Below are 25,172 nucleotides of genomic sequence, written 5' to 3' on the forward strand. Positions count from 1 at the left end.
GTATCACGGATTAATTCAAAATGTACTCTTTTTTTGAAGAGACAGCTAGTCCGATCCCCACTTTTTTAGTGTTTTGTAAAACAAAACGATGGTTCTTAAAATAATTAGTTAAAATACCTTCCACATTGCTTTCGCAATCACTGTTCGCTTGAATCTCTTTCACTGTTCCATCGGCCTTAATCTTTATCCTGAAATCAATCGAGCAAGCTGTAGAACCGTTAGGAATCAAACTTTGTAGGCTTTTCCCACTTGGCCATTCCCAAATGCCATTGTTGATGGGAAAGGGAATAACAGGTGGTTCTTCCTCCAGCTCAGGACCATCCGGCTGACCCTCATTAACATCCCCTAGGGCATCAATTCTACCTGGGTTCCCTTTGATCTTATCTTGTTCAGGAGGTCTTACTACAGGTGTAGGGTCATCATCTGGTCTAATTTCTGGCGGTAAGAACTTTGTGCTAGTAACTTTAGGGATTTCTTTGGGTGGCGGAGGCGCTAATTCATCCTGTTTTTTGACCGGTGGAGCAGGGGCTAAACGCATCACTTCAGCGGTTACTTCCTTGCTTAGGTCTGTTTTATCTTGCTTTGAATCCAGCCAAAGATGTATGCAAAACATCAAAATAATCGCTAAAGTAAAAATAAGGGCACCTTTTATGGCGGATTTATATAAGGTAGAAGGATAACTTCTCCTTATTTGAAATGCGCCGTATTCTTGATTTCTATGCTGAAATACGATTTCATCTAAAGTAGTAAGTTCTTCTAAATTTGCTGACATAATTAATCTGGCTAACAAAAAATACTAGGAGGTTGAACCGCCTTAGTGTATAAAACGTCTGCAACCATCACATATTTCCTTTGAAATTTTCTTAGTATCCTGCCCATCTGAAAATATACATTTCTTTGTTTATGATCTACGCATAGACAAAAATGGTTTTAGTATAAAATCATATTATGACCATCCATTCCTTCCTAAAATTCGGAGAGTAGGATAGGTTAAAGTAATGATTATTTTGGTTTTGGTTAAGTTCAAAGTAAAATTATTTCAAAATACAGCTTTTTGGCCTTAATTGCAAGATGTATAGACCAAGAGCCCCAAATTTAGTAAGGTTCAGCTCAATGTGACAGGGAATAAGTTTCAATTAATAGCATCAATTTACCGACTAGATGAAATGATTATTGGAATTATTTCGGAACTTTGACAAGGAATAACCCATATATGTCAGTGAAATTTTTTACCATCTTATTGTTTGTTATTAGTGGGTCCTATTTTTCCATGGGTCAAAGGGCTAATGTCAAAGCCCCTCAAGAAAAATTAGGTGGTTTTTTGATTTTTGAAAAAGATAATCATGGCTTGATCGCAACGACCAAAGATATTGGTCAATATGATTATCCTAACGCCTTGTTAGCCTGTGAAAACCTTGTTTTGAACGGATTTGATGATTGGAGATTACCAACTCGAGAAGAGTTTGAATTAATTCATCAAAAACTAAACCTCAAAAAAATGAAGTCCAATAATGTTTTCAAATCAGCGTGGTTTTGGACCTCCACCGAAATAGATCAAGAACATGCAGTAACACATAACCTGAATACAGGTATGCAAACAAACTATTTCAAACGATTGAACATGCGGGTTATAGCGGTTAGATCTTTTTAAATTAAACGCCAAACTGTTTTAAATGGTGATCTAGGTGCTTGTAAAGCATGTTATTCCATTCACTTTCCTTTAACATGCCTAAACTTAATGATGGTTGCTGACAGAGTTGTACCGCCCCCAATTTTTCAATATCCCCAATGTAGCTTTTTAGGCGACGCTTTTCATTTTCATAATCATGAATTTCTACTTTGATAAATGCAGGGGCCGTGGGAGTATTTTTTTGATAGGGGAGCTCATTGGTCAAGGTTTTTTTGAGAAAAAGTTTCAAAATCAATTTCATAAACCATGGCACCTGTTGCGTATTTTCTCCTTTAATTTGTTCATAAGGTACGCATAGATGTGCCAACATTTGGGACACATTCATCTTTCCCCATAATGCTGGAGAATCAGGTTGCAGGGCATCAATTCGGTCAAAAATTTGTTGACTAGTTTCAGATGAAAAAATGGATGGATAAGGCATGCTAGTGGTTTTATTTTTTCAATGTTAGTTCTTTCCCAGAAAATTTCCAATGCTGAACATGATAAAGTTCGCTTTTTCGATCTTTGTTTTTAGTGAATATTACCTGCTCTAAATCGATACCATCCGCTTCAATGACTCGGTAAGCCTGATCGCATTCAATTTCAACATCCTTTAATTTGATTTCTTTGATCGGCATTTCTGGTAAGCCCCGAATGAGTAAACCTGTCGCAGCGCCTTTTACGCGAATGCGCTCTACCCAAATAGATCTAAATTGGGGAGTTCCTAGGTTGATGGGCATAGCTGCTATAACAGGCTTTTCCTCACCATTGCCAAAGGTGCTCAATGGATCTTTTCCTTGGTAATACATGTCAAACAAGATTGCTTCACCAGCAATATTTTTCATAAGGATATCACGGATATAGACGTTTTCTACGATTCCTCCTCGACCCCTAGCAGTTTTAAATCGAAGCCCTACATCAGTTCCTAAAAACTGACAATTAGAAACAAATAAATCATGAATTCCACCCGACATTTCACTTCCAACCACGACACCCCCATGTCCATGAAATACTTGGCATTGATCTATCCAGATATGGGCACTAGGTCTTGCTCTTTTTCGACCCTCTTCATCCTTTCCTGATTTGAGACAAATTCCATCGTCTCCGACATCAAAACTGCTATTTTTAACTAAAACATATTCACAAGATTCAATGTCTATCCCATCTCCATTTTGTGCAAACCAAGGATTTTTTACTTTTATTTGATTGACAATCAGATGTTTGCAAAGTAATGGGTGAATATTCCAAGCAGGTGAATTTTGGAAGGTTACCCCCTCCAACAATATTTGCTCACATTCAATCAAACTAATCATGTTGGGCCTTAAAAATTCTTTTATTTCTTGGGCATTTTCGATATTCCAACCTGCAGCAACTACTCCTGGACGGTCTACATTAGCAGCTTTTAATGCGCCAGCCGTAGGGTACCAAGTGTCCTTAGATTCATTTAGTACGCCACCTGATTTAACTAAAGTGGACCATTCCCCAGAGGTTAATTTACCTTTCTTTACGGGTCGCCAAGCTTCACCAGCGCCATCGATGATTCCAGCCCCACTGATGGCGATATTATTTGCCTTAAATGCTGAAATGGGTGATTGTGCTCGAATAGCCTCCACTCCCTCCCAATAGGTTTTCACCAAAGGGAAATCTGTACTTTGATGACTGAATTGAAGCAGAGCACCAGCTTCAAGATGTAGGTTAACCTGCGATTTTAATACAATAGGACCGCTTAACCAAAAGCCTGCGGGAATGTTGACCACACCCCCTCCTTGGGCAGAACAGAGATCAATCGCTTGTTGGATTGCTGCCGTATTTAGATAAGTTGGGGATGATTTTGCCCCATACGAAACAATCGAAAATGTGTCTTTTTTAAATGTAGTTCCAGCTACTAGCGGTAATTCATATTGATATTTCTGACTAAAAGCTGATTTTTTAAGGAAGCTTCTCAGCGCTTCATTGGAGTCGAAAAAGGCTGAGGCAACAGCCTGAGCCATCCATGATGCACCATAAACAGAAAAGTGGGTGTCATCAATTACCCCTTTCATGAATTTTTTGAAGATTCCCGCGGGGTAGTGAAGGTATATTTTTTTGGAAAGTTCCGGACCTAGTCTTTCAATTTGCGCCCGACTGATTTTCTCTAAATCTATCAGCAGTACTTTTTCTTGTTTGGCCACTTCGCGAACCACTTGTGGATATTCGCCATGTTGGTCCACGAATGTACCTGTTGAGTCAAATTTTCTTCTTTGTATGGAGGTCAATAGTACAGGAATTCCACCTTTAGATCGGGTTTCCTTTATGTAGCGAGTCAGGTTTTCACGGTAATCGGTTTGTGCAGCGGCATATCGGCTCGTATCCGAAAATTTGGCATCATTATGGCCAAATTGGATGAACACATAATCACCCTTTTTGATTTGTTGGAATACCTTAGCCCATCTACCTTCTCGACGAAAGCTTTTGGTACTCCGACCATTATAAGCATGATTTTGAACTTCAACAGCCTCATTGAATAAATGAGCAAATGGCATACCCCAGCCTGTTTCAGGATAATCTGCAGGAACTTTATCTGCCATGGTAGAATCTCCAATGAGAAAGACCCGCAGCGGCTCTGAGGCTTGGAAACTAAAAAGAGCCAAGCTTATAAAAAGGAATAATAGGCGAGTTTTCATAGACAGTGTTTTCATTGTCTATAAAAGAAAATCAAGAGTCAAATATACCCGTCGACTTATCGATTAATCGCTACGCTACTTAAAATCGATTGGATAATCTGAAGAGTACTTATATTATCTGCTTCCGCCACATAATTTAATATGATACGATGATTTAATACGTCGGGGGCCATTTCTTTTATATCTTCTGGCAACACATAATCACGTCCTTCCAAATAGGCCATCACTTTTGCGGCAAGATTCAGGTGGATACTTGCCCTTGGTGAGGCACCGAATTGGATGTAATTGGCTTCTTGAACTAATCCATACTCGGCGGGATTTCGAGTAGCAAATATGAGTTCAATGATGTATTTTTCTAGGGTTTCACTGATTGTAATCTGGTTGATTTCCTTTCTGATTTTCTGAATATCTTCCAAATTCATGATGGTCTTCACTTCATATTGGAAGTCCATGTTCGACATTTTACGCATCACTTCTAGTTCCTGTTCTTTATCCAAGTAATTCAGGAATACTTTCAGCATGAAGCGATCTACTTGTGCTTCAGGTAAGGGAAATGTTCCTTCTTGTTCTACAGGATTCTGAGTAGCTAAAACCAAAAAGGGTTTATCCAAAGGATAGGTAGTGTCACCGATAGTTACTTGTTTTTCTGCCATGGCCTCCAATAAGGCAGATTGTACTTTAGCAGGGGCACGATTTATTTCATCGGCTAAGATGATTTGAGCAAAAATAGGCCCCTTTTTTACTTCAAACTCATTTTTTAGTGGATTGTAAATCATGGTTCCTACCAAATCGGCAGGTAATAAATCCGGAGTAAACTGTATACGGTGGAAATTGAGATCAAGAATCTTAGCTAAGGTATTGATGGTCAAGGTTTTTGCCAATCCAGGGACTCCTTCCAAAAGCACATGGCCACCCGTGAATAAGCCCACTAAAAGTCGATTGATCAACCTCTCTTGGCCCACCACCACTTGGCCCATCTCGTTTAAAAGGGCATTTATTTTTTCTCTAGATTCCATCGTTTCAGTATATTATGATCCCTTCGGAGCTTACCATTTTTTAAAAATAACATAAACTGCCAGAAGTATTAGGCCAAATCCCAAGAAATGATTCCAAGCTAGTTTTTCGGATTTGACAACGAAAATAAGAAAAAGGGTGAAGACTATCAGGGAAATGGCTTCTTGAATGGTTTTTAATTCAAAAAAAGAAAATGGTCCGCCATTATCTTTAAATCCAATTCGGTTGGCAGGCACTTGCATCAAATATTCAAAAAAAGCGAGTCCCCAGCTGAAAAGTATGATGGTCCAAATCCCCGCATGCTTCAGCCAGGAGCTTTCTTTCCATTGTAAATGCCCATACCAAGCCAAGGTCATAAAGACATTGGATAATACGAGCAAAGTAATGGTGATGACTCCTCTCATTTAATTTAATTTCTTGTATCGGATACGCTTAGGGTTAATATCATTGCCCAAGCGTTTTTTTCTAGCTTCTTCGTATTCTGAATAATTCCCTTCAAACCAAGTAACTTGAGAGTCACCTTCAAAGGCTAAAATATGGGTAGCGATACGGTCTAGGAACCATCTGTCGTGGGAGATGACCACCGCACAACCGGCAAAATTCTCCAAGCCTTCTTCTAAGGCACGGAGTGTATTCACATCCAAGTCGTTGGTTGGTTCATCCAGAAGTAAAACGTTAGCCCCTTCCTTTAACATCATGGATAAATGCACTCGGTTACGCTCTCCACCAGAAAGGTTGCCAATTTTTTTCTCTTGATCAGCTCCGTTGAAGTTAAATTTACTCACATAGGCACGTGCATTACTTTGCTTTCCTCCTAACATCACCCAATCATTCCCATCTGAAATTGTTTCAAAAACGGATTTTTCAGCTTTTAATTGATGGTGTTCCTGATCTACATAGGCTAGTTGTACCGTTTCTCCTACCTCAAAGCTTCCAGTATCTGGTAGTACCTGTCCTGTGATGAGTTTAAACAAAGTAGTTTTACCCGCACCGTTGGGTCCGATAATACCGACAATGCCTGCTGGAGGCAATGAAAAACTTAAGTTTTCAAAAAGTAGCTTGTCCCCATATGATTTGGAAACACCTTGTACTTCGATGACCTTATTACCTAAACGTGGACCGGCAGGGATATAGATTTCTAATTTATCTTCTTTCTGTTTGTTTTCTTCCGAAAGGAGTTTTTCATAGGCGCCGATACGCGCTTTAGATTTGGCTTGACGCGCCTTTGGGGCCATTCTTACCCATTCTAATTCACGTTGTAATGTCTTCTGACGACGGGACTCCGTTTTTTCCTCTTGGGCTAAACGATTTTGCTTTTGCTCCAACCAAGATGTATAATTTCCTTTCCAAGGAATACCTTCACCGCGGTCTAGTTCCAAAATCCAACCAGCTACATTATCTAAGAAATAACGATCGTGGGTTACAGCAATAACGGTTCCTTTGTATTGACGCAAATGTTCTTCTAACCACCAAACAGACTCAGCATCCAAGTGGTTGGTCGGCTCATCGAGTAATAATACATCAGGCTCTTGAAGTAAGAGGCGGCATAAAGCCACACGTCTTTTTTCTCCCCCTGACAAGGTGCTAATGAGGGCATCGGATGGTGGACAACGCAATGCATCCATCGCCTTTTCCAAACGGTTATCTAGTTCCCAGGCATTGAAATGATCCAATTTTTCCTGTACTTCACCTTGTCGTGACAGTAATTTGTCAAAATCCGCATCAGGTTCAGCAAAGGCTTCATTGATTTCATCAAATTCCCTCAACAAGTTTTTAATTTCGGCGACACCTTCTTCTACTACGTCTAATACCGTTTTGTTGGGGTCTAATTGTGGTTCTTGTTCCAATAAACCCACAGTATAACCAGGTGAAAATACCACATCACCTGTATAGGACTTGTCGATGCCCGCAATAATTCGAAGCAAGGTAGACTTACCCGAACCATTGAGACCAAGCACACCGATTTTGGCTCCGTAAAAGAAAGACAGGTAAATATTTTTTAAAATAGTTTTCTGAGGAGGGATGGTCTTGGAGACCCTTTCCATGGAAAATATGATCGTTTCGTTGCTCATGCGGGGTTTGAGATTTTAATAAGCTACAAATATCGGAAAAAGCTGGAAACAGTTTCTTGATTATTTTTGGATTGCCTATATTTTTAAAAAGATTATTAATTCAAATTGTTTAGAGATTTATTAAAATTTAAATAATTTAGGGCTTTGTAATAAAGATTATTTAAACCACACCTAATTTTTGAGCCATAGCATTTGCTTGAAGCTCTCTCAGATCAAAAGATGGAAGCAACCACCTCCAATGAATACGGATTTTGTCAAGACGGCAAAGTCTATATCAAAGCATTTCTTAACTTTCCCGAGCGTGAAATAGGGTTTGTTCGTAATACAGAACAAGAAGCACTTCAGTATTTTGTCAATCGATTTGAATTGGCAAAGAAAAAAGTAGCTGATCTATCAAACGAAGTAAAGGAAGTTCAAAACAAAGGGTCATTTTTGACTAAAGTAGTTCAAATGAAAGCTTATTTGGCTGAGTTTGATGGTTTAGGAGATTTTAAGCCTTTGTTTGATGAATTAGAACGAATAGAAGAGTTTTTACGCTCTTTGATTCAACAAAATCAAGTAAAGAATTTAGAGATTAAACGGGCGCTCATTGAGGATGCTAAAAATGCAGCTCATGGAGAAGATGTTCTGTTAGCTACCGAACAATTGGTAGAAATTAAATCCAAATGGGTTAAGACAGGTCCTGTTGATCGCCAGTTTCAAGATGAATTAACCGATATTTTTCAAGCCATTCTAGAAGCATTTTTCTTGCGTAGAAGGGTGTATTTTGAAGAAAAGAATCGAATCATAGATGAAAAAATAGCCAAACTTCAAGGATTTATTGATGGGGTGCATCAATTGAGAAAAGCACCCGATATCGATGATTCAGTAGGTAAGGTAAAAGACTTACAGCGTGAGTGGAAAACCGTATTAGGTTTACCTCCCAAAAAACAATCGATGCTTTGGAAGAATTTCAAAAAGGCAAACGATATGTTCTTTGAAAAATACAACCGAATTAAGGGTATTGAAGTTAAGCCACGCATCGACCCTCGCATGCAGGAGTTGGTGGCTATGACCCAAGAATTAGAGTCAAAGTTGAGCGATCAGGTTAATATGCCAGCCATTGCAGATAAGGCGAAGGCCTATTTGGTGAAATGGAAAGAAATTACAGCTCAAATGAAATCCTTGGATCGAAGCTTAGCAGAGCGTTTTAGAACCATTTGCGATAAGATCTTCGAAATGAATTATCTGCTACGCGTTATTTCATATCGCCATCCAGCATTGAACGACAAGCCAAGAATAGAGCAATTAAAAATCATGATTAATCAGATGGATTACATGACCAAAAAAGAGCGCAGTGAATTGGAAAGTTTTATCGCCCAAGCTGAGCAAGATCGTCAAATGGAAGAGAAGCCAATTCAAAGTAAGATCAATACGCAAAAGCGTAAAATCAGCATGAAAGAAATACTTTTAACTGGATTTAAAGCTGAATTGGATCAATTACTCAACGCTTAGTCCCATCTGATGGGCTAAGCCCATCAAATCTAGCCCATCAAAGGTACCTGATGACATCATCAACAGGTTGCTTTGTGTCCAAGACTGTGTGTGTAAATAAGCCATCAAATCACCGGGATTTCTCAGAATGAGTAGATTAGGGTGTTCAAAATACTGTTGTACTTGATCATCTTCCATTCGGTCCATTCTTTTTATTTCACGGGCATGTTCGCTTAAATAGACTACCGCAGCATCAGCAGCTTGCAAAGTCTTAGCATAATGTGGTAAAAATGCAGGATTTAAGCTACTGAACGTATGTAATTCTAGGCAAGCAATCAGTTTTCTTTGTGGATATTGATTCTTGACAGCCAGAGTAGTTGCTTTTACTTTTGATGGAGCATGGGCAAAATCCTTATAGAATAAACAAGAATCCGATTTCCCGACTAGCTCCAGCCGTTTTGCCGCACCTTTGAATGATTGTATGGCTTGATAAAAATCACTCGTGGAAACACCCACTTGTTCACAAAGTAAACGGGCGCCATTCAGGTTTTTTAAACTATGTTCTCCAAAAATCTGAATTTCGTATTCTTTTCCATCTAATCCCTTTAAAATAGTTTGCCCATTTTTTATGTAGGAAGGATGAGCTGAATAGCCTGATTTATCTGTATGATTTGGGCAAGCCTCCGTTAATTGTTCCAATAAGGTATCCGTTTGGTCGAAAAATAAAGTTCCAGCCTTGGGCATGGACTTGATTAATTCTTTAAAAGAAGCCGTGTAGGATTCGAAAGTCGGATATACATTAATATGATCCCAGGCAATACCAGAAATCAAAGCAATATGAGCTTGGTATAATAAGAATTTAGCCCTTCTGTCAATGGGAGAGGCCAAATATTCATCCCCTTCAATGATGATAATAGGTGCATCTGATAATGATGCCATGAAGTCGAAACCCTCAATTCGAGCACCCACTAAATAATCAAATTTTTTATGGAGTGTTTTGAGCACATGAAGCACCATGGATGTAATGCTGGTTTTCCCATGGCTACCTGCGATGACGATACGCTGCTTGTTTTTACTGTGTTGGTACAAGAAGGAAGGATAAGATTCTATACGTAGACCTAATTCTTGTGCTTTTAGTAATTCAGGATTATCCGCACGAGCATGCATGCCCACAATCACGCAATCTAAATCTGTTGTGATTTTCTCAGGATACCATCCGTAGTGCTCAGGTAAAATACCATGTTGGTCAAGTAAACTTTTAGAAGGTTCGTAGATTTCATCATCTGAACCGGTAATTTTATATCCTTGAACCTGAAGAGCTAAGGCTAGATTATGCATCGCCGCACCACCTATAGCGATAAAATGAATTTTTGGCATGTAACATTGTATAGAATAGTTTGCAAAGTACATACTTTTATTGCAGTTTTGCACGTTTTTCCACAATTCGAGAGTACTCGTTTTTTAATTTGGTAAGTATCCATGAAAAATTACATCGATCTAATTGATCAAACCATTGAATTCCCTACACGAGAATTTAATATCAATGAGAACAATGAGTTATTGTTTAATAATGTGCCCTTGATGGAGATTATTAAACAGTATGGTACGCCATTAAAATTATCCTATTTACCCAAGATTGGTGAGCATATTGATAATGCCAAATTATTGTTTAGAAATGCAATTAAAAAGTACAATTACAAAGGAAATTATACCTATTGTTATTGCACAAAATCATCTCATTTCTCCTTTGTTTTGGATGAGGTAATTAAGCAACATGTGCATTTAGAGACGAGTAGTGCCTTTGACATACCAATTATTCGGGATATGTATGAGCGTGGAAAAATCTCTAAATCAACGTATATTTTATGCAATGGCTACAAGCAGCCATTGTATACGCAATACATTTCAGAATTTATCAATGAAGGTTTCAACTGCATTCCAATTTTGGATAATTTGAAGGAAATTGATTTTTACGAGAAGTCGGTAACAGCCGATAAGGTGAACTTAGCTATTCGAATAGCAACGGATGAGGAACCCGATTTTGCTTTTTATACCTCTCGTTTGGGAGTACGCTATTCCGATGTAAATACCTTGTATTTGGAGAAAATTAAGCCTAATCCTCGTTTTAATTTGAAGATGTTGCATTTCTTCATCAATACAGGAATTAAGGACAGTGCTTATTATTGGTCGGAGTTAAGTCGATTTATTTATAAGTATTGTGAGATTAAAAAAATCTGTCCAGAATTGGATTCCATTGATTTAGGAGGAGGCTTACCGATTCAGACATCCTTGCAATTTAATTATGATTATCAGGCCATGGTGGATGAGATTGTAGAATCAATCTCTTGGATTTGTAATAAAAACAACGTTCCTGTTCCAAATATTTTTACTGAATTTGGATCTTATTCAGTAGGGGAAAGTGGAGCTGTTTTGTATGAAATTATTGATCAAAAATTGCAAAACGACAAGGAGCTTTGGTATATGATTGATGGATCTTTCATTACTCAATTGCCAGATTCTTGGGGAATGAACCAAAAGTACATTATGTTACCTGTGAATAATTGGGGTTCTCCTTATCAAAAAGTGAATTTAGGAGGCTTGACATGTGATTCCATGGATTTTTATAATACGGAAGCGCATAGTTCTGACTTATATTTGCCTATTTTTGAGGAAGCTACTGAGCGACAATACGTTGGGTTCTTCCACACGGGGGCCTATCAGGAGTCTCTGGGAGGTTATGGAGGTATTCAACATTGTTTAATTCCAGCTCCTAAACATGTGATTATAGATCGTTTGGAGGATGGAACCGTAACAACCCGCTTGTTTTCCGAGGAGCAAAATAGTAGCACTATGTTGAATATCTTAGGTTATAACCAAGCGGTGACGATACAGCAGGAGGAGGATTTGAAAGCGAAAATTGAGCTTGAGATTAAATCAAAAACTAAATTAGCATCTGTTTAAAACAAATTATATGAAAAAAATATTGGCCATCGTGTTGCTTGCCACTTTTGTTTGTGGGGCATGTTCACAAAATACCAATTGTCCAGCTTACGGAACTACCCGTGCTGATGCACCTAAAGTGAAGCGAGGTTAATCCTCCCAGTTAAAGCTTTTTGAGACGGCTTTTTTCCATTGTTTTTTCATATGGGAACGTTTGCTGTCTTCCATTTGGGAATTCCAACGATGTTGGATTGCCCAATTTTTCTTCAGATCTTCTAAGTTTTCCCAATAGCCTACCGCTAAACCTGCGGCATAGGCAGCGCCTAAAGCAGTAGTTTCAATGATTTTTGGACAAATGACTTCTTGTCCCAATATATCCGACTGAAATTGCATCAATAATTGGTTGACCACCATGCCTCCATCTACTCTCAAAGATGAAATGGAGATACCTGCGTCTTTTTCCATGGCTTCCAATACTTCCCAGGTTTGAAAAGCGGTAGCTTCCAAAGCCGCACGAGCAATATGGCTTTTATTCACATAGCTAGTTAAACCCACTAATACCCCTCGGGCATCTTGTTTCCAATAGGGAGCATATAATCCAGAAAAAGCGGGGACAAAATAGCAGCCTCCATTATCTTCTACCTCTTTAGCCAAATTTTCAATATCAGGGCTGTTTTGAATCAAGCCTAAATTATCACGTAGCCATTGGACAAGGGAACCAGCTATGGCTACAGAGCCTTCTAGGGCATAATGTACGGGCTCATTGCCCAACTGATAAGCAACGGTAGTCAATAAACCAAATTGGGAAGGAATGGCTTGTTTGCCTGTATTCATTAGTAGAAAACAACCTGTTCCGTAGGTGTTTTTTCCTTGTCCAGGATCAAAACAGGTTTGACCAACTAGCGCCGCTTGTTGGTCACCAAGGATTCCTGCTAATGGCACACCTTCTAAAACACCTGTTGATTTTCCGTAAACCTGTGAGCTTGCTTTAATTTCGGGAAGCATGGCCTTGGGAATACTTAAAACTTGTAATATTTCATCATCCCATGCACAGGTAACAAGGTCCATTAATTGCGTTCTACTGGCATTAGTGACGTCCGTAATGTGAATTCCGCATTCTGTTCCTCCAGTTAATTGCCATGAAATATAAGTATCCATAGTGCCAAATAAGGCTTCGCCATTCATGGCATCCTCTCGTAATCCTGGGACATGATTGAGCAACCAGCGAAGTTTCAGCCCACTGAAATAGGTAGCCAAGGGTAAGCCTGTTTTAGCTCGGAATCGATCCATGCCTCCATTTTTGGCTAGTTCAGCCAATTCAGATCCAACACGGGTATCTTGCCAAACTAGGGCATTGTGGTAGGGTTTGCCAGTTCTTTTATTCCAAACAACGGTTGTTTCTCGTTGATTCGTAATTCCAACAGCAGCGATATCTCGGGCAGATAATCCAGCCTTTCCTAAGGCAAGGCCGATAACTTCTTGCACATTTTGCCAAATCTCTTCAGCATTATGTTCTACCCAACCAGCTTGAGGATAAATTTGCTCATGTTCTTTCTGCCCCATGGAGATAATTTCTCCTCCTTTGTTAAATATAATGAATCTAGAACTTGTTGTTCCTTGGTCAATGGATCCGATATACATACTTTATTATGAGTTTAATGTAAGTAAATAGGCACCAATTAAAGCACCTGCTGATGGTCCTAACACAGGAATCCAAGCATATTCCCAGTCACTTTTTCCTTTGTGAGGAATTGGTAAAATGAAATGCATGATGCGTGGGCCTAAATCACGAGCGGGGTTAACCGCATATCCTGTAGTTCCCCCTAAGGCTAAACCAACTGCCCAAACAAGTATTCCCACTAAGAAGGGCCCTAAACCATGTTCAATGGTAGAAAATGTACCTAATGCAACAATGATAAGCGCAGAAGCAAAGGCCTCCGAGATAAAATTGAAAGGCCAAGATTTAATAGCTGGATCGGTACAAAAGGAAGCTTTGATGGCTCCAGGATCTTCGGTTACTTGATAGTGAGGATGGTAATGTATCCAAACCAATAATTGTCCTAACATAGCACCTAGGAATTGGCCCCCAACATAGGTGGTAAAAAGCGACCAATCTCCGGATTTGACGCAGCCAGCAATGGTAACAATGGGATTTAAATGAGCTCCTGGACTACCAAAATAGGTTGAAATAAATATTCCAATGGTAACTGCAAATGCCCAAGCAGCAGCTATAGCAAGTAATCCAGTCTGATGCCCTTTGGTGCCTTTTAATAAAACATTGGCAACTACACCATTTCCTAAATAAATCAAACTGGCTGTACCAGCTAATTCTCCAATAAAAATAGAACTCATTGTTTAAGGTTTAAATACCGTCAAAAATATAAAATTTATCTCTAAAAATAGGCTTTTTTTTAGAGGATAGATTTTATTTTGAGAATTTAATTTTGATTGAAATGGTCATTTATTGCAGGCTTAAATTTATCTTTGATTAAGGATTATAAATTTTAAGTTTTATGCGTGAAGACTATTTGAAGGGAGATTCTGAGTCATTACCTCAGCAGGAAAAAGAAATAGATAAGGCATTGCGCCCTTTGAGCTTCTTTGATTTTACGGGTCAGGGAAAGATCGTTGAAAACTTAAAAATATTTGTGGGTGCTGCTAAGGCCAGAGAGGAGGCTTTGGATCACGTGCTATTGCATGGCCCACCGGGATTAGGGAAGACAACCTTATCGCACATTATCGCCAATGAATTAGGCTCAGCATTAAAAATTTCGTCGGGGCCAGTATTGGACAAACCCTCTGATTTAGCGGGTTTATTGACCAATTTGCAACCTTATGATGTATTATTTATAGATGAAATCCATCGCTTAAATCCGATCGTTGAAGAGTATTTATATTCAGCTATGGAGGATTATAAAATTGATATCATGTTGGATTCAGGTCCTAATGCACGAAGTATACAGATAGGCTTGAATCCATTTACCTTGATTGGAGCTACTACTCGAGCTGGATTATTAACTTCACCTTTACGGGCTAGATTTGGTATTAATGCTAGATTGGAATATTATGATGCCAAATTATTGACGACTATCGTAAAGCGTTCTGCGACCATTTTGAATATGCCCATCGATGAAACGGGTGCATTTGAAATAGCGAGAAGAAGTAGAGGTACACCTAGAATTGCCAATAATTTATTGCGAAGAACAAGGGATTTTGCTCAAATCAAAGGTACGGGAAGTATTGATGTTGAGATTGCCAAATTCGCTCTAGAGGCCTTGGATGTAGATATGAATGGGTTGGATGAAATGGATAATCGGATTTTACTAACTATCATAGAAAAGTTTAAAGGTGGGCCTGTGGGTTTAAGCACCATTGCTACTGCCTGCGGAGAAGAAGCAGAAACGATCGAGGAAGTTTACGAACCTTTTTTAATTCAAGAAGGATTTTTGAAGCGCACATCACGTGGAAGGGAAGCTACAGAAAAAGCTTACCGACATGTAGGCATTGAACCAAGGTCTCAGACAGGTACACTCTTTTAACTACGACCTAATATGTCACAAACAAAATTATTAATCGTAGGAATGGTGTTTATTTCTGCTACTTCTTTGTCCCAAATGAACTATCCAAAAACGAAGAAAATTGACCAAGTAGATAATTATCATGGAACGCAAGTTCTGGATCCATATCGCTGGTTAGAAGACGATCATAGTATGGAAACTAATGCTTGGGTTAAGGAGCAAAACGAACTGAGTTTTGGTTATCTAAACCAAATCCCATTACGTCTAGAATTCAAAAAGCGTATCGAAGAACTAAGTAATTATGAGAAGATATCAGCGCCTTTTCGGAAAGGAAACTGGTATTATTTTTATAAGAACAGTGGTTTGCAGAATCAAGCTGTTTTGTTCCGTCAGAAGGGACTTAAAGGAAAACCCGAGCAAGTAATAGATCCCAATACCTTATCAAAAGAAGGGACGACACGTTTAACCGTATTTTCTTTAAATAAAACGGGGAAATATGCTTGTGTCGGTTTGAGTATTAATGGGAGTGACTGGCAAACTTTCTATGTGCGAGATATGGAAACAGGGAAAAATCTAGCAGATGAATTGCGCTGGGTGAAAGTGAGTGGTGTGGCTTGGAAAGAAAATGGATTCTATTATTCTCGTTATCCTGAACCTGGTAAAGGCAAGGAATTGAGTACAAAAAATGAAAATCACCAAGTTTGGTTTCATACAGTTGGGACCTCACAATCACAGGATCAATTGATTTATGAGGATGCTGAAAATCCTCAACGCTTCCACACCGTCAGTACCACAGACGATGAGCGTTTTGTCATTTTGACGATTTCAGACCGCGGAAAAGGCTTGGATGGGAACGCACTTTGGGTATTGGATACCTCAAAAAAAGAGATAAAATTTAAGTATATCATCGCTGAACCTGGAAAATATGATTTTAGTGTCGTCGATAACGATGGGGATGTATTGATTATAGAAACCAATGATGGAGCGCCAAATAATAAAATTGTTCGAGTAGATCCATCACAGGCAGCTAAAGAAAATTGGAAAACAATGGTAGCTGAAATGGCAGAGCCTTTGCAGGGAGTTAGTACAGTCGGTAATCGATTGTTTTTAACCTATTTAATGGACGTGACTTCACGTGTGAAAATTTTCGATTATAATGGAAATGCATTAGGCTCCGTTAATTTGCCAGGTTTAGGTAATGCAAGTGGTTTTGGAGGAGAAAAAGAAGATAAATTCACCTTTTACACGTATTCTTCGTTTAATTTTCCACCAACAATTTACCGATACGACTTACCCACAAAAAGGTCATCTGTTTTTCAAAAACCTACTTTAGCATTTAATCCAATGGATTATAGCGTTGTTCAAAAGTTTTATCCTTCTAAAGATGGCACCCAAATTCCGATGTTTATCGTTAGCAAAAAAGGAATTAATTTAAACGGCAAGAATCCGACCATTTTGTATGGTTATGGTGGGTTTAACATTAGTTCTACACCTGCATTTTCTGCTAGTTTAATTCCATGGTTAGAAAAAGGGGGGATTTATGTCGTTGCAAATTTACGGGGAGGTAGTGAGTATGGTGAGAAATGGCATGAGGCAGGTATGAAATTTAAAAAGCAAAATGTATTTGACGATTTTATTGCTGGTGCGGAATTTTTAATTCGAGAGAAATATACTTCATCAGCTTATTTAGCCGCTTCAGGTCGATCAAATGGAGGGCTTTTAGTAGGTGCGGCGATAAATCAACGTCCTGATTTATTTGCAGCGGCTCTTCCAGGTGTAGGTGTGATGGATATGTTACGTTTTCAAAAATTCACGATCGGGTGGAACTGGGTAGCGGATTATGGAAGTAGTGATAATTCAGAAGAATTTAAGGCCCTTTATGCTTATTCCCCTTTACATAACATCAAAGCGATGAATTACCCTGCAACCATGGTATTTACTTCGGATCATGATGATCGTGTGGTTCCTGCACATTCATTCAAATATGCAGCGACTTTACAGGAAAAAAATACGTCGTCAAATCCAATGATTATTCGTATTGATACGAATAGTGGCCACGGCTCATCGAATACAGCTAAGTTAATTGAATTAACAGCAGACTCTTATGCCTTTGCCTTATTTCATATGGGTAAGAAATAGTGTTATTTCAATAACGCTGTCAAGGTTTTAAACCTTGACAGCGTTGGTAAAAGTCCTCATTTTCATTCAAAAACTTAATCATTTTCTTGGTATTTTTCGGATAAAACCAATTCATAGATTTTGTCCGAATTTTATCAGTTTTTTAAACGGATTAGGGAAAAGAAAGAATTAGTTTTGCCTAACGCTGTCAAGGTTTTAAACCTTGACAGCGTTGTTGAAAAGAGGCACGTTTTTCTATTAAGCGGATTGAATATTAATCTATTTTAACACGAATGACAGCTCCGTCATTACCCTGAGTCACTTGAACAAAATATACTCCGGAAGCTGCTTTCTTTATTTCGACTTGCCCTAAATAACGGCCTTGAAAATCTTTAACCATTTCAGAAGCCATTTCTTTTCCATTCACATCTCTAACCGTAATCGAAACATTTCCTTTTTCCGGTGCATGAAAACGAATGTTTAAGGTTCCATTAAAAGGATGATTCGGGTTAGCAAAAAGTCCTTTGATCGTGGTGGATGCTTGTCCTCCTGCAAAATTTCGCCCACCCATAGGGAATCCCTCTTCTTGAAGTCTTCTTAAACCTTGAAATTCAGGGCCATTTTCATCAAAATCAAATTTGAAGTTCTTACCTCCTGGCAATTTCTCCACATGTACTTCCATATCCTCTGGTCCATGACGGAAAATACGAACCTGCTTATCATCCAACTGGTTTTTCAATTTCCGCATTCTCTTTTCAACTCGAGCCATTTGTTTTCTATCTAAATGAGGCATAGGCCCCATCGCATCCATGGGCATTCTGTTTCCACCACGCTTTCGGATATCCATCGTGATGATTTTCGTTTTCCCATCGGATTTCCCCATCTCCTTATTCAAGGAGTCGTTCAAGTGTTTTATACCAGCTTCCGCTAAGTCAGGATTAGCAAATGTCCGCTCAATGACTTTCTGTTTGCCATTTTCTTCTACAACGATCTTTACAGTAGATTCCGGTTTTGGCGCATCTTGTGCCAAGGCCAAGGTTCCCATCGTTCCCAGTAGGGCCGATAAAATGAATGTTTTCATAAATTTTTAATTTTTGTGACGGCACAAACTTAGATAAAGCATTCAATACTTGACTGTTAAAGAATGTTAAGTGGCCTTTGAATAGAAAAATGGACCAATAATTCCTTTAATTTTGTTATTCCATGGTTTGAATAGATATGTCCCAAAAGAAAATACGACTCATAATTGGCTTAATGACATTGGCATTGATAGGTTTAATCTCCTTTCAATCATATTGGCTTGGTTTTATGTTGGAAACCAAAAAAGAGCAATTAGCTGCTGATATTCGAGATGGAATGGAAAAAGTGGTTCGTAAGTTGGAAAAACAAGAGCTTTATGTCCTTTCTCAAAAGCAAAGAGAATATGAAAGTCAGCAAAAGGAGATTGCTGCTTTGGAAAAGAAGCTAGCATCCAAATCAATTCCTGTTCCTCCACTTCCTCCTCAAATGAAAGACCCGGCTTTTGCCCAGCATGATCCCTTGGAGCTGCTCACTGAAGATTTTTCACACGAGTTCAAAATGAATCAAGCGGAGCTTCAAGCCTTAAAAAAATTCCAACAAAATGAGATGCCTAATGACATCTTGTATGTTAGAAAGTCGTTTATGTTACCCAATGGCCAGATTGCGGAAGTAACAGAAGAATACCAAATCAATGCTGATTTGAAGGGAATCAATCGCCGTTTACGGGAAGAAAAACAATTGAATGACATGATGGGAGCTGTAAAACCACGCGTTTTGCAAGAGCTGAACCGAATCAAAGAAGCTAATCGTGCGAGAGCAAGAGAAGCTAAACGATTCAATGATTTGAACCGAATGCGGCCTAAATTTTTAGCACAATTACATCAAGAAGACCAACAAAAAACTAAAAAAATCAATGCCCTCACCATCAATGCTCAAAAGTTAAAAGAAGAAAAGGCCGAGCTTCAAAAAGTGTTAAAAAAGACAGAAATGGCCAAGGAGGTTTTTGCGGATTTCTTATTTAAAGAAAGACCCATTACACAGCGAGTTTCCACCAAACATATTGATAGTTTAATCAGGCAAGAATTGGCAGAAAAGGGAATTACAATGCCCTATGTATTTGGAATTGGTCCTAAAGATTCTGCCGAAAATAAAAATTGGATATATACTTCAGCGGGCTTAATGAAAACACCAAGGGCGCAGTCGGCTTCGTTTATTACGCCTTTATTTCCAAATGATTTAAGGCCAAGTGGCCAGTACCTGCAAATTTATTTTCCCAATCAAGAAGCTTTAGTATGGGAAGCGATGAGCTTTAGTTTTTTAGGTTCTGCCTTATTATTATTGATCATGATAGGGTGCTTTTATATCGCTGTTACCACGATTTTAAAACAAAAGAAATTGGCTGAAGTGAAAAATGATTTCATCAATAACATGACCCATGAGTTTAAAACGCCCATTTCTACCATTTCTTTAGCCGCACAATTAATCCAAGAAGAGTCAAATGGTATCAAAAATGATTCGATCAATCGATATGTAGGGATTATCAAAGAAGAAAATATACGATTAGGCCGACAAGTGGAACGGGTATTGCAAACGGCGCAAATGGAAAAGGAAAACATCGTGTTGAAAAAGAAGGAGGTCAATCTGAACTCCTTAATTCAACAAGTGGCAGAGATGAACGGTCCATTGATTCAATCACAAGGGGGAAATTTGAATTTGTTGCTCGATGCTCCCAATGCTCAAATAGAAGTAGATGAAGTGCATATTTCCAATGTACTTTTCAATCTTCTCGATAATGCCATAAAATATAGTAAAGAGAAACCTGAAATTACCATTAGCACGAATGCTAGTCCCACATCTCTCAATATCCGCATTTCAGATCAAGGCATTGGGATGGCCAAGGAGGTACTTGGTTCTGTGTTTGAGCCATTTTATCGGGTTCCAACAGGAAACGTACATAATGTGAAAGGTTTTGGCTTAGGATTGAGCTATGTGAAAAAAATTGTGGAAGCGCATGGTGGTACCGTTCAAGTTTCAAGTCTACCACAAATTGGAAGTACGTTTGAGATTAATTTACCTTTTCACCCAACCGTTTAATATCAACAAAAATGGAAAATAGTCACCCATCTATTTTATTGGCCGAAGATGACCCGAATTTAGGTTTATTATTGTCTGAATTTTTAAAAAAGAAGGGATACGATGTGCAGTGGGCACAAAATGGAGATGAAGCCTTGGATCTGTTTGTCAGGGAATCATTTGATATTTGCCTTCTGGATGTCATGATGCCCAAGAAGGATGGTTTTTCTTTAGCTAAAGATATCAGGGCGACACACCTGGAAGTTCCCATTATTTTCTTAACGGCCAAATCCATGGAAGAGGACACCTTACAAGGATTTAAAGTAGGGGCTGATGATTATTTGACCAAACCATTTTCTATGGATGTGTTGGTAGCACGTATTGAAGCCGTATTACGAAGAACACATTCTGGTAAATCGGTACCTAGTTTAGCAGAAGAAATAGCTCTTGGTGATTTTATGTATGTACCTCAAAAAATGAAATTGATTTTGGGCCAAACAGAACAAAAATTCACGCCGAAAGAAAATGACCTGATGAAGCTTCTTTGTGAAAATTTGGGAAGACCAGTTAGTCGAAGTTATGCGCTGAAATTAATTTGGGGAGATGATACGTATTTCAATGCAAGAAGCATGGATGTTTACATGACCAAACTCCGAAAAATGCTGAAAGAAGACCCCCGCGTGCAGCTGATGAATCTGCACGGCGAAGGTTTTCGACTAAGCGTAGAAGGGCTTAGTTAATGTGTTCAAAGCCACAATATGGCACAAGTACTGGAGGAATCTTAATTCCATCGGGTCCTTGATTATTTTCTAAAATTGCCGCCACGATGCGTGGAAGAGCTAATGCTGATCCGTTTAAGGTATGGCAAAGGATGGATTTTGCGTCTACTTTCGTACGAAGTTTCAAGCGATTTGCCTGAAATGTCTCAAAATTAGATACAGAACTCACTTCCAACCAGCGGCCTTGTGCAGCCGACCAAACTTCCATATCATAAGTTAAAGCCGAAGCAAAACCCATATCACCACCACAAAGTCGTAATACGCGGTAAGGTAATTCCATCTTTTGTAATAGACCTTGAACGTGCTGCGACATTTCCTCTAAAGCCTGATAAGATGTTTCGGGTTTGTGAATCTGTACAATCTCAATCTTGTCAAATTGATGTAAGCGATTTAAACCACGAACGTGGGCACCCCAAGAACCTGCTTCACGACGGAAGCATGGGGTATGGCCTACGTTTTTTATCGGTAATTCTTTTTCGTTGACAATCACATCACGGTATAAATTGGTAATAGGTACCTCCGCCGTCGGAATTAAATAAAGCCCTTCCTCTTTGGTTACATACATTTGCCCCTCTTTATCAGGTAATTGACCTGTACCAAATCCCGAATCTTCATTGATTAAGATAGGAGGTTGAATCTCGTAGTAACCGACCTTAATGGCTTCGTCTAAGAAGAAATTAATTAATGCCCGCTGTAAACGAGCACCTTTACCTTTATATACGGGAAAACCAGCTCCTGTGATTTTGTTTCCTAAATCAAAGTCGATGATGTCATATTTCTTAATCAAATCCCAATGAGGCTGAGCCGCATCATCTAATTTGGGAATAGAGCCCCAGCTTAAAACCACTTCATTGTCTTCGGCCGTTTTACCTTCTGGAACCGAGCTGTGAGGTAGGTTAGGAAGGGTTACTAATAGTTCATACACCTCTTGCTCTGCATTTTTTGCAGCATCTCCCAACTCTTTAATGTTAGCTTTTAAAGCTGCCGTTTCTGCTTTTTTGGATTCAGCTAAATCAGCTTGACCATTTTTCATCAAGGTCCCAATCTCCTTGGCTGCGGCATTGGATTTCTCTAAAGCTTGTTCTGCTTGCTGCAATAATGTTTTACGCTTGTCGTCTAAGGAAATCAATTGCTCGACAACCTTTTCTGCTTCAAAAAAACGTTTTTTCTGTAAACCTTGAATGGTTACTTTTGTATTAGCACGGATAAAAGCAAGCGTTAGCATAGGATCAATTTTAGAAGAATAAACCTTCGTTTAAGGCATTTAATGACTCATTTTTATGTTTGGCATCGACCAATAAGGAGATATTATGTTCTGAAGCACCATAAGAAATCATGCGTATCGGGATGTTTTTCATAGCATTCAATACTTTGATGGCAATACCTTCTTTATCTGCCCAGAAATTTCCAACGATACAAATAATCACTTGGTCATTATCTGGATCTTCCAATTCAGCAAATTCTCTCAATTCACTCATGATGGAATCTAGGTGCGTAGTTTGGTCTATAGTAACCGAAACAGAAACCTCCGAAGTAGTAATCATATCCACCGGAGTTTTGTATTTTTCAAATACCTCAAATACACGTTTTAAGAAACCATAGGCATTTAACATACGAGTTGAATGTATGTAAATGGCCGTAATATTATCTTTGGCAGCAATGGCCTTAATTTCAATGTCGGTTGATTTCTCGGAGATCAAAGTACCATAAGCACTTGGTTCCATGGTATTTTTCAAACGCACTGGAACCCCTTTTAATTTGGCAGGAGTAATGGTACTAGGATGTAAGATTTTAGCTCCGAAATAAGCTAATTCTGCTGCTTCAGCGAAGGATAATTCACGAATAGGGAAGGTGTTCTTCACAATACGGGGGTCATTATTATGCATCCCATCAATGTCAGTCCAAATTTGAACTTCTTCCGCAGAAATCGCTCCCCCAATTAATGAAGCCGTATAATCGGAGCCTCCTCTTTTTAAATTATCCACTTCTCCCTGCGGATTACGGCAAATAAATCCTTGTGTAATGTAAATTTGTTTACCCGGTTCCTTCGCCAAAATAGCTCCTAAATTCTCTTCGATTTTCTTTAAAATGGGCTCATTATCTTCATCAATCACCATAAAATCTAAAGCAGGAAGCAAAAGTGAATGAACTCCTTCTTCTTGAAGATAAGCTTCAAAAATTTGTGTTGATAACAATTCTCCCAAGGCAACCATTTCCTTTTCTTGCTTGGTACAATATGGCTTAGTCGCAATTAGTTCATCAATAAAAGAAAATTCTTTCTCTACAATGGATTTTCCTTTAGTTAAACCTTGTTCTGTTTGGTATAATTCCGTCAAAAATAGATCATAGTGACTGCGCAATGCTTGAGCTTTAGTTTGAGCTTCAGCAATTTGACCAGCTAATAATGATTCTGAAATTGATAATAAGGAATTGGTACTTCCTGAAAGAGCTGATAATACCACAATTTTAGCTTTTCCGTCTTCGGTAATCAATTGTCGGATCGACTTCATTCTTTCTGGTTTTCCAACGGAGGTCCCTCCAAATTTCCAAACTTGCATATGGGTTATATTATGGGTTTATATAGCTAGCATTTTGATCGCAGTTATGGCCGCTTCATCGCCTTTGTTTCCATGTTTTCCTCCCGCACGATCCATCGCTTGTTCTTGGCTATTCGGAGTTAAAACTCCAAAGATGACGGGTTTATCGTATTTCAAACTTACATCTGTGATTCCTTTTGCTACGGCGTCACAGATAAAATCAAAATGACGAGTTTCTCCTTGAATGACACAGCCTAAACAAATGACCGCATCAATCTCGGATTTTTGAGCCAATTTTTGAGCACCTAGGCTTAATTCAAAACTCCCTGGAACTTGTACTCGGTGAATGAATTCTGCTTTAGCTCCATGGGCCAATAAGGTGCCAATACAGCCTTGAAACAAAGCTTCTGTCACTTCTGTGTTCCACTCAGAAACTACTACCGCAAAATGTTTATCTTGAATATTCGGCAGACTTTCAGTCGAAAAATCACTTAAATTTTTATGTTGGGATGACATCTTGAATGGATTAAAACAATAAGGGATAAAAGCTGCTGCTCTTATCCCTTCCTGATATAAAAATTTATCTAATTATTCAGAGATAGAGCTTTCTAATTGAGCTTTATATTTCTTAGCAGGTACAGCTTCTGCCGACTCTGGAAATTTTTCCGTGATATCAGTGTAAGCAGCTAATGCCTCTTTTCCTTGTTTATTGGCTTCATAAGCTGTAGCCAATTTTAATAGATAAGTAGGGGTAAAGAATTTGTTAGGCTTATAATCAGCGGCTTTTTTGTAGTAATCAATAGCTTCGCCATATGATTTCTTTTCTACGTAAGCATCTCCAATTAAGGAATAAGCTCTTGCTTGCACTAATAAATCACCACTGCTGAAGTTCTTCAATTTTTCAATGGATTGATCAAATTTACCTTGCTTCAATAAGGCAATACCTTGATATAAATCAGCTAAATTTTGCGTATTTCCGCCGAATTCGTCAGAAATCTTATTTAATTCCTTGGTGGCTTTTGATAAAGAATCAGATTCAAAAGCATAAACAGCTTTGAACAATTTTTTCTCACCTTCTTCATCTTGAGTCTGGGTGTACCACTTATAACCTAAGGTTCCTACTACTAAGGCCACGATGATGGCACCTAATCCTAATACGGAAGTTTTATTTTGCTCAAAAAATCCAGTGACCTTGGTTAACTCTTGTTGTAGCGCCTCTGGGCTTTCAATAATTTCAATCGTTTCTTTAGTTTCTTTCTTTGCCATATTACGTCCTTATTTCAGGAGTCTAATTGT

22 protein-coding genes are annotated in these 25,172 nt (G+C 38.7%); 8 read left to right on the forward strand and 14 right to left on the reverse strand.

Annotated elements, in window-relative coordinates:
• Positions 1-10: 10 nt before the first annotated feature.
• Positions 11-772: a hypothetical protein gene (locus U0R11_RS02520; protein ID WP_406749643.1), complete on the reverse strand. Its 762-nt coding sequence runs from the start codon at positions 770-772 to the stop codon at positions 11-13.
• Between the two features lie 441 nt (positions 773-1,213).
• On the opposite strand from U0R11_RS02520, the gene U0R11_RS02525 reads away from it, so the two are divergent.
• On the forward strand, positions 1,214-1,651 hold the full coding sequence (locus U0R11_RS02525; protein ID WP_406749644.1) for an Lcl domain-containing protein: 438 nt from the start codon (positions 1,214-1,216) through the stop codon (positions 1,649-1,651).
• A 1-nt stretch (position 1,652) separates the two neighbouring features.
• Here the strand turns inward: U0R11_RS02525 and U0R11_RS02530 are convergent, their stop codons facing one another.
• The 5 genes from U0R11_RS02530 to ettA are packed head-to-tail and all read right to left on the reverse strand — an operon-like array spanning position 1,653 to position 7,418.
• Positions 1,653-2,111 (reverse strand): DUF1569 domain-containing protein, encoded by a 459-nt coding sequence (locus tag U0R11_RS02530; RefSeq protein ID WP_406749645.1) that lies wholly within the window; start codon positions 2,109-2,111, stop codon positions 1,653-1,655.
• A gap of 10 nt (positions 2,112-2,121) precedes the next feature.
• The gene (locus tag U0R11_RS02535) at positions 2,122-4,332 is read right to left on the reverse strand and encodes a glycosyl hydrolase family 28 protein (RefSeq protein ID WP_406749646.1); all 2,211 of its coding nucleotides are present in this window, start codon (positions 4,330-4,332) and stop codon (positions 2,122-2,124) included.
• A gap of 56 nt (positions 4,333-4,388) precedes the next feature.
• Positions 4,389-5,348: an AAA family ATPase gene (locus tag U0R11_RS02540; RefSeq protein WP_406749647.1), complete on the reverse strand. Its 960-nt coding sequence runs from the start codon at positions 5,346-5,348 to the stop codon at positions 4,389-4,391.
• A 30-nt stretch (positions 5,349-5,378) separates the two neighbouring features.
• The gene (locus U0R11_RS02545) at positions 5,379-5,750 is read right to left on the reverse strand and encodes a DMT family protein (RefSeq protein WP_406749648.1); all 372 of its coding nucleotides are present in this window, start codon (positions 5,748-5,750) and stop codon (positions 5,379-5,381) included.
• Positions 5,751-7,418, reverse strand: coding sequence for an energy-dependent translational throttle protein EttA (ettA, locus tag U0R11_RS02550; RefSeq protein ID WP_406749649.1), 1,668 nt, complete (start codon positions 7,416-7,418; stop codon positions 5,751-5,753).
• Positions 7,419-7,637: 219 nt separating this feature from the next.
• Between ettA and U0R11_RS02555 the strand changes: the two genes are divergently transcribed.
• Positions 7,638-8,912, forward strand: a complete 1,275-nt coding sequence (locus tag U0R11_RS02555) for a DUF349 domain-containing protein (RefSeq protein WP_406749650.1) — start codon at positions 7,638-7,640, stop codon at positions 8,910-8,912.
• On the opposite strand, the gene U0R11_RS02560 is transcribed toward U0R11_RS02555, so the two are convergent.
• Positions 8,898-10,268, reverse strand: coding sequence for a UDP-N-acetylmuramate--L-alanine ligase (locus U0R11_RS02560; RefSeq protein ID WP_406749651.1), 1,371 nt, complete (start codon positions 10,266-10,268; stop codon positions 8,898-8,900). The two genes, U0R11_RS02555 and U0R11_RS02560, sit on opposite strands and share 15 nt — an antisense overlap.
• 102 nt (positions 10,269-10,370) lie before the next feature.
• Here U0R11_RS02560 and U0R11_RS02565 point away from each other — a divergent pair, with 102 nt between their 5' ends.
• Both U0R11_RS02565 and U0R11_RS02570 read left to right on the forward strand, forming a co-directional pair.
• Positions 10,371-11,852 carry a type III PLP-dependent enzyme domain-containing protein gene (locus tag U0R11_RS02565; RefSeq protein WP_406749652.1) on the forward strand — a complete coding sequence of 494 codons (1,482 nt, stop codon included), beginning with the start codon at positions 10,371-10,373 and terminating at the stop codon, positions 11,850-11,852.
• A gap of 10 nt (positions 11,853-11,862) precedes the next feature.
• On the forward strand, positions 11,863-11,985 hold the full coding sequence (locus U0R11_RS02570) for a hypothetical protein (protein ID WP_406749653.1): 123 nt from the start codon (positions 11,863-11,865) through the stop codon (positions 11,983-11,985).
• Here U0R11_RS02570 and glpK read toward each other — a convergent pair.
• A complete protein-coding gene (gene glpK, locus U0R11_RS02575; protein WP_406749654.1) occupies positions 11,982-13,472 on the reverse strand; it encodes a glycerol kinase GlpK in 1,491 nt (496 codons plus the stop codon). The two genes, U0R11_RS02570 and glpK, sit on opposite strands and share 4 nt — an antisense overlap.
• A gap of 6 nt (positions 13,473-13,478) precedes the next feature.
• Positions 13,479-14,183, reverse strand: a complete 705-nt coding sequence (locus U0R11_RS02580) for an MIP/aquaporin family protein (protein WP_406749655.1) — start codon at positions 14,181-14,183, stop codon at positions 13,479-13,481.
• Positions 14,184-14,344: 161 nt separating this feature from the next.
• Between U0R11_RS02580 and ruvB the strand changes: the two genes are divergently transcribed.
• Positions 14,345-15,370 carry a Holliday junction branch migration DNA helicase RuvB gene (gene ruvB / locus U0R11_RS02585; RefSeq protein WP_406749656.1) on the forward strand — a complete coding sequence of 342 codons (1,026 nt, stop codon included), beginning with the start codon at positions 14,345-14,347 and terminating at the stop codon, positions 15,368-15,370.
• A 12-nt stretch (positions 15,371-15,382) separates the two neighbouring features.
• Positions 15,383-17,488: a prolyl oligopeptidase family serine peptidase gene (locus tag U0R11_RS02590; RefSeq protein WP_406749657.1), complete on the forward strand. Its 2,106-nt coding sequence runs from the start codon at positions 15,383-15,385 to the stop codon at positions 17,486-17,488.
• Between the two features lie 253 nt (positions 17,489-17,741).
• On the opposite strand, the gene U0R11_RS02595 is transcribed toward U0R11_RS02590, so the two are convergent.
• Complete coding sequence (locus tag U0R11_RS02595; RefSeq protein ID WP_406749658.1) at positions 17,742-18,548, reverse strand: T9SS type A sorting domain-containing protein; 807 nt, start codon at positions 18,546-18,548, stop codon at positions 17,742-17,744.
• 173 nt (positions 18,549-18,721) lie between these two features.
• On the opposite strand from U0R11_RS02595, the gene U0R11_RS02600 reads away from it, so the two are divergent.
• Positions 18,722-20,581, forward strand: coding sequence for an ATP-binding protein (locus tag U0R11_RS02600; protein WP_406749659.1), 1,860 nt, complete (start codon positions 18,722-18,724; stop codon positions 20,579-20,581).
• 11 nt (positions 20,582-20,592) lie between these two features.
• Positions 20,593-21,300 (forward strand): response regulator transcription factor, encoded by a 708-nt coding sequence (locus U0R11_RS02605; RefSeq protein ID WP_406749660.1) that lies wholly within the window; start codon positions 20,593-20,595, stop codon positions 21,298-21,300.
• Here U0R11_RS02605 and serS read toward each other — a convergent pair.
• The 4 genes from serS to U0R11_RS02625 form a co-directional block, all read right to left on the reverse strand.
• Complete coding sequence (gene serS / locus U0R11_RS02610; protein WP_406749661.1) at positions 21,293-22,564, reverse strand: serine--tRNA ligase; 1,272 nt, start codon at positions 22,562-22,564, stop codon at positions 21,293-21,295. The two genes, U0R11_RS02605 and serS, sit on opposite strands and share 8 nt — an antisense overlap.
• A 10-nt stretch (positions 22,565-22,574) precedes the next feature.
• Positions 22,575-23,897 (reverse strand): aspartate kinase, encoded by a 1,323-nt coding sequence (locus U0R11_RS02615; protein ID WP_406749662.1) that lies wholly within the window; start codon positions 23,895-23,897, stop codon positions 22,575-22,577.
• Positions 23,898-23,915: 18 nt separating this feature from the next.
• A complete protein-coding gene (gene ribH, locus U0R11_RS02620; RefSeq protein WP_406749663.1) occupies positions 23,916-24,392 on the reverse strand; it encodes a 6,7-dimethyl-8-ribityllumazine synthase in 477 nt (158 codons plus the stop codon).
• A gap of 72 nt (positions 24,393-24,464) precedes the next feature.
• A complete protein-coding gene (locus U0R11_RS02625; RefSeq protein WP_406749664.1) occupies positions 24,465-25,142 on the reverse strand; it encodes a tetratricopeptide repeat protein in 678 nt (225 codons plus the stop codon).
• Between the last annotated feature and the right edge of the window lie 30 nt (positions 25,143-25,172).

It is taken from the genome of Aquirufa salirivi (genome assembly GCF_045310485.1).
In the GTDB taxonomy this organism is placed as follows: domain Bacteria; phylum Bacteroidota; class Bacteroidia; order Cytophagales; family Spirosomataceae; genus Aquirufa; species Aquirufa salirivi.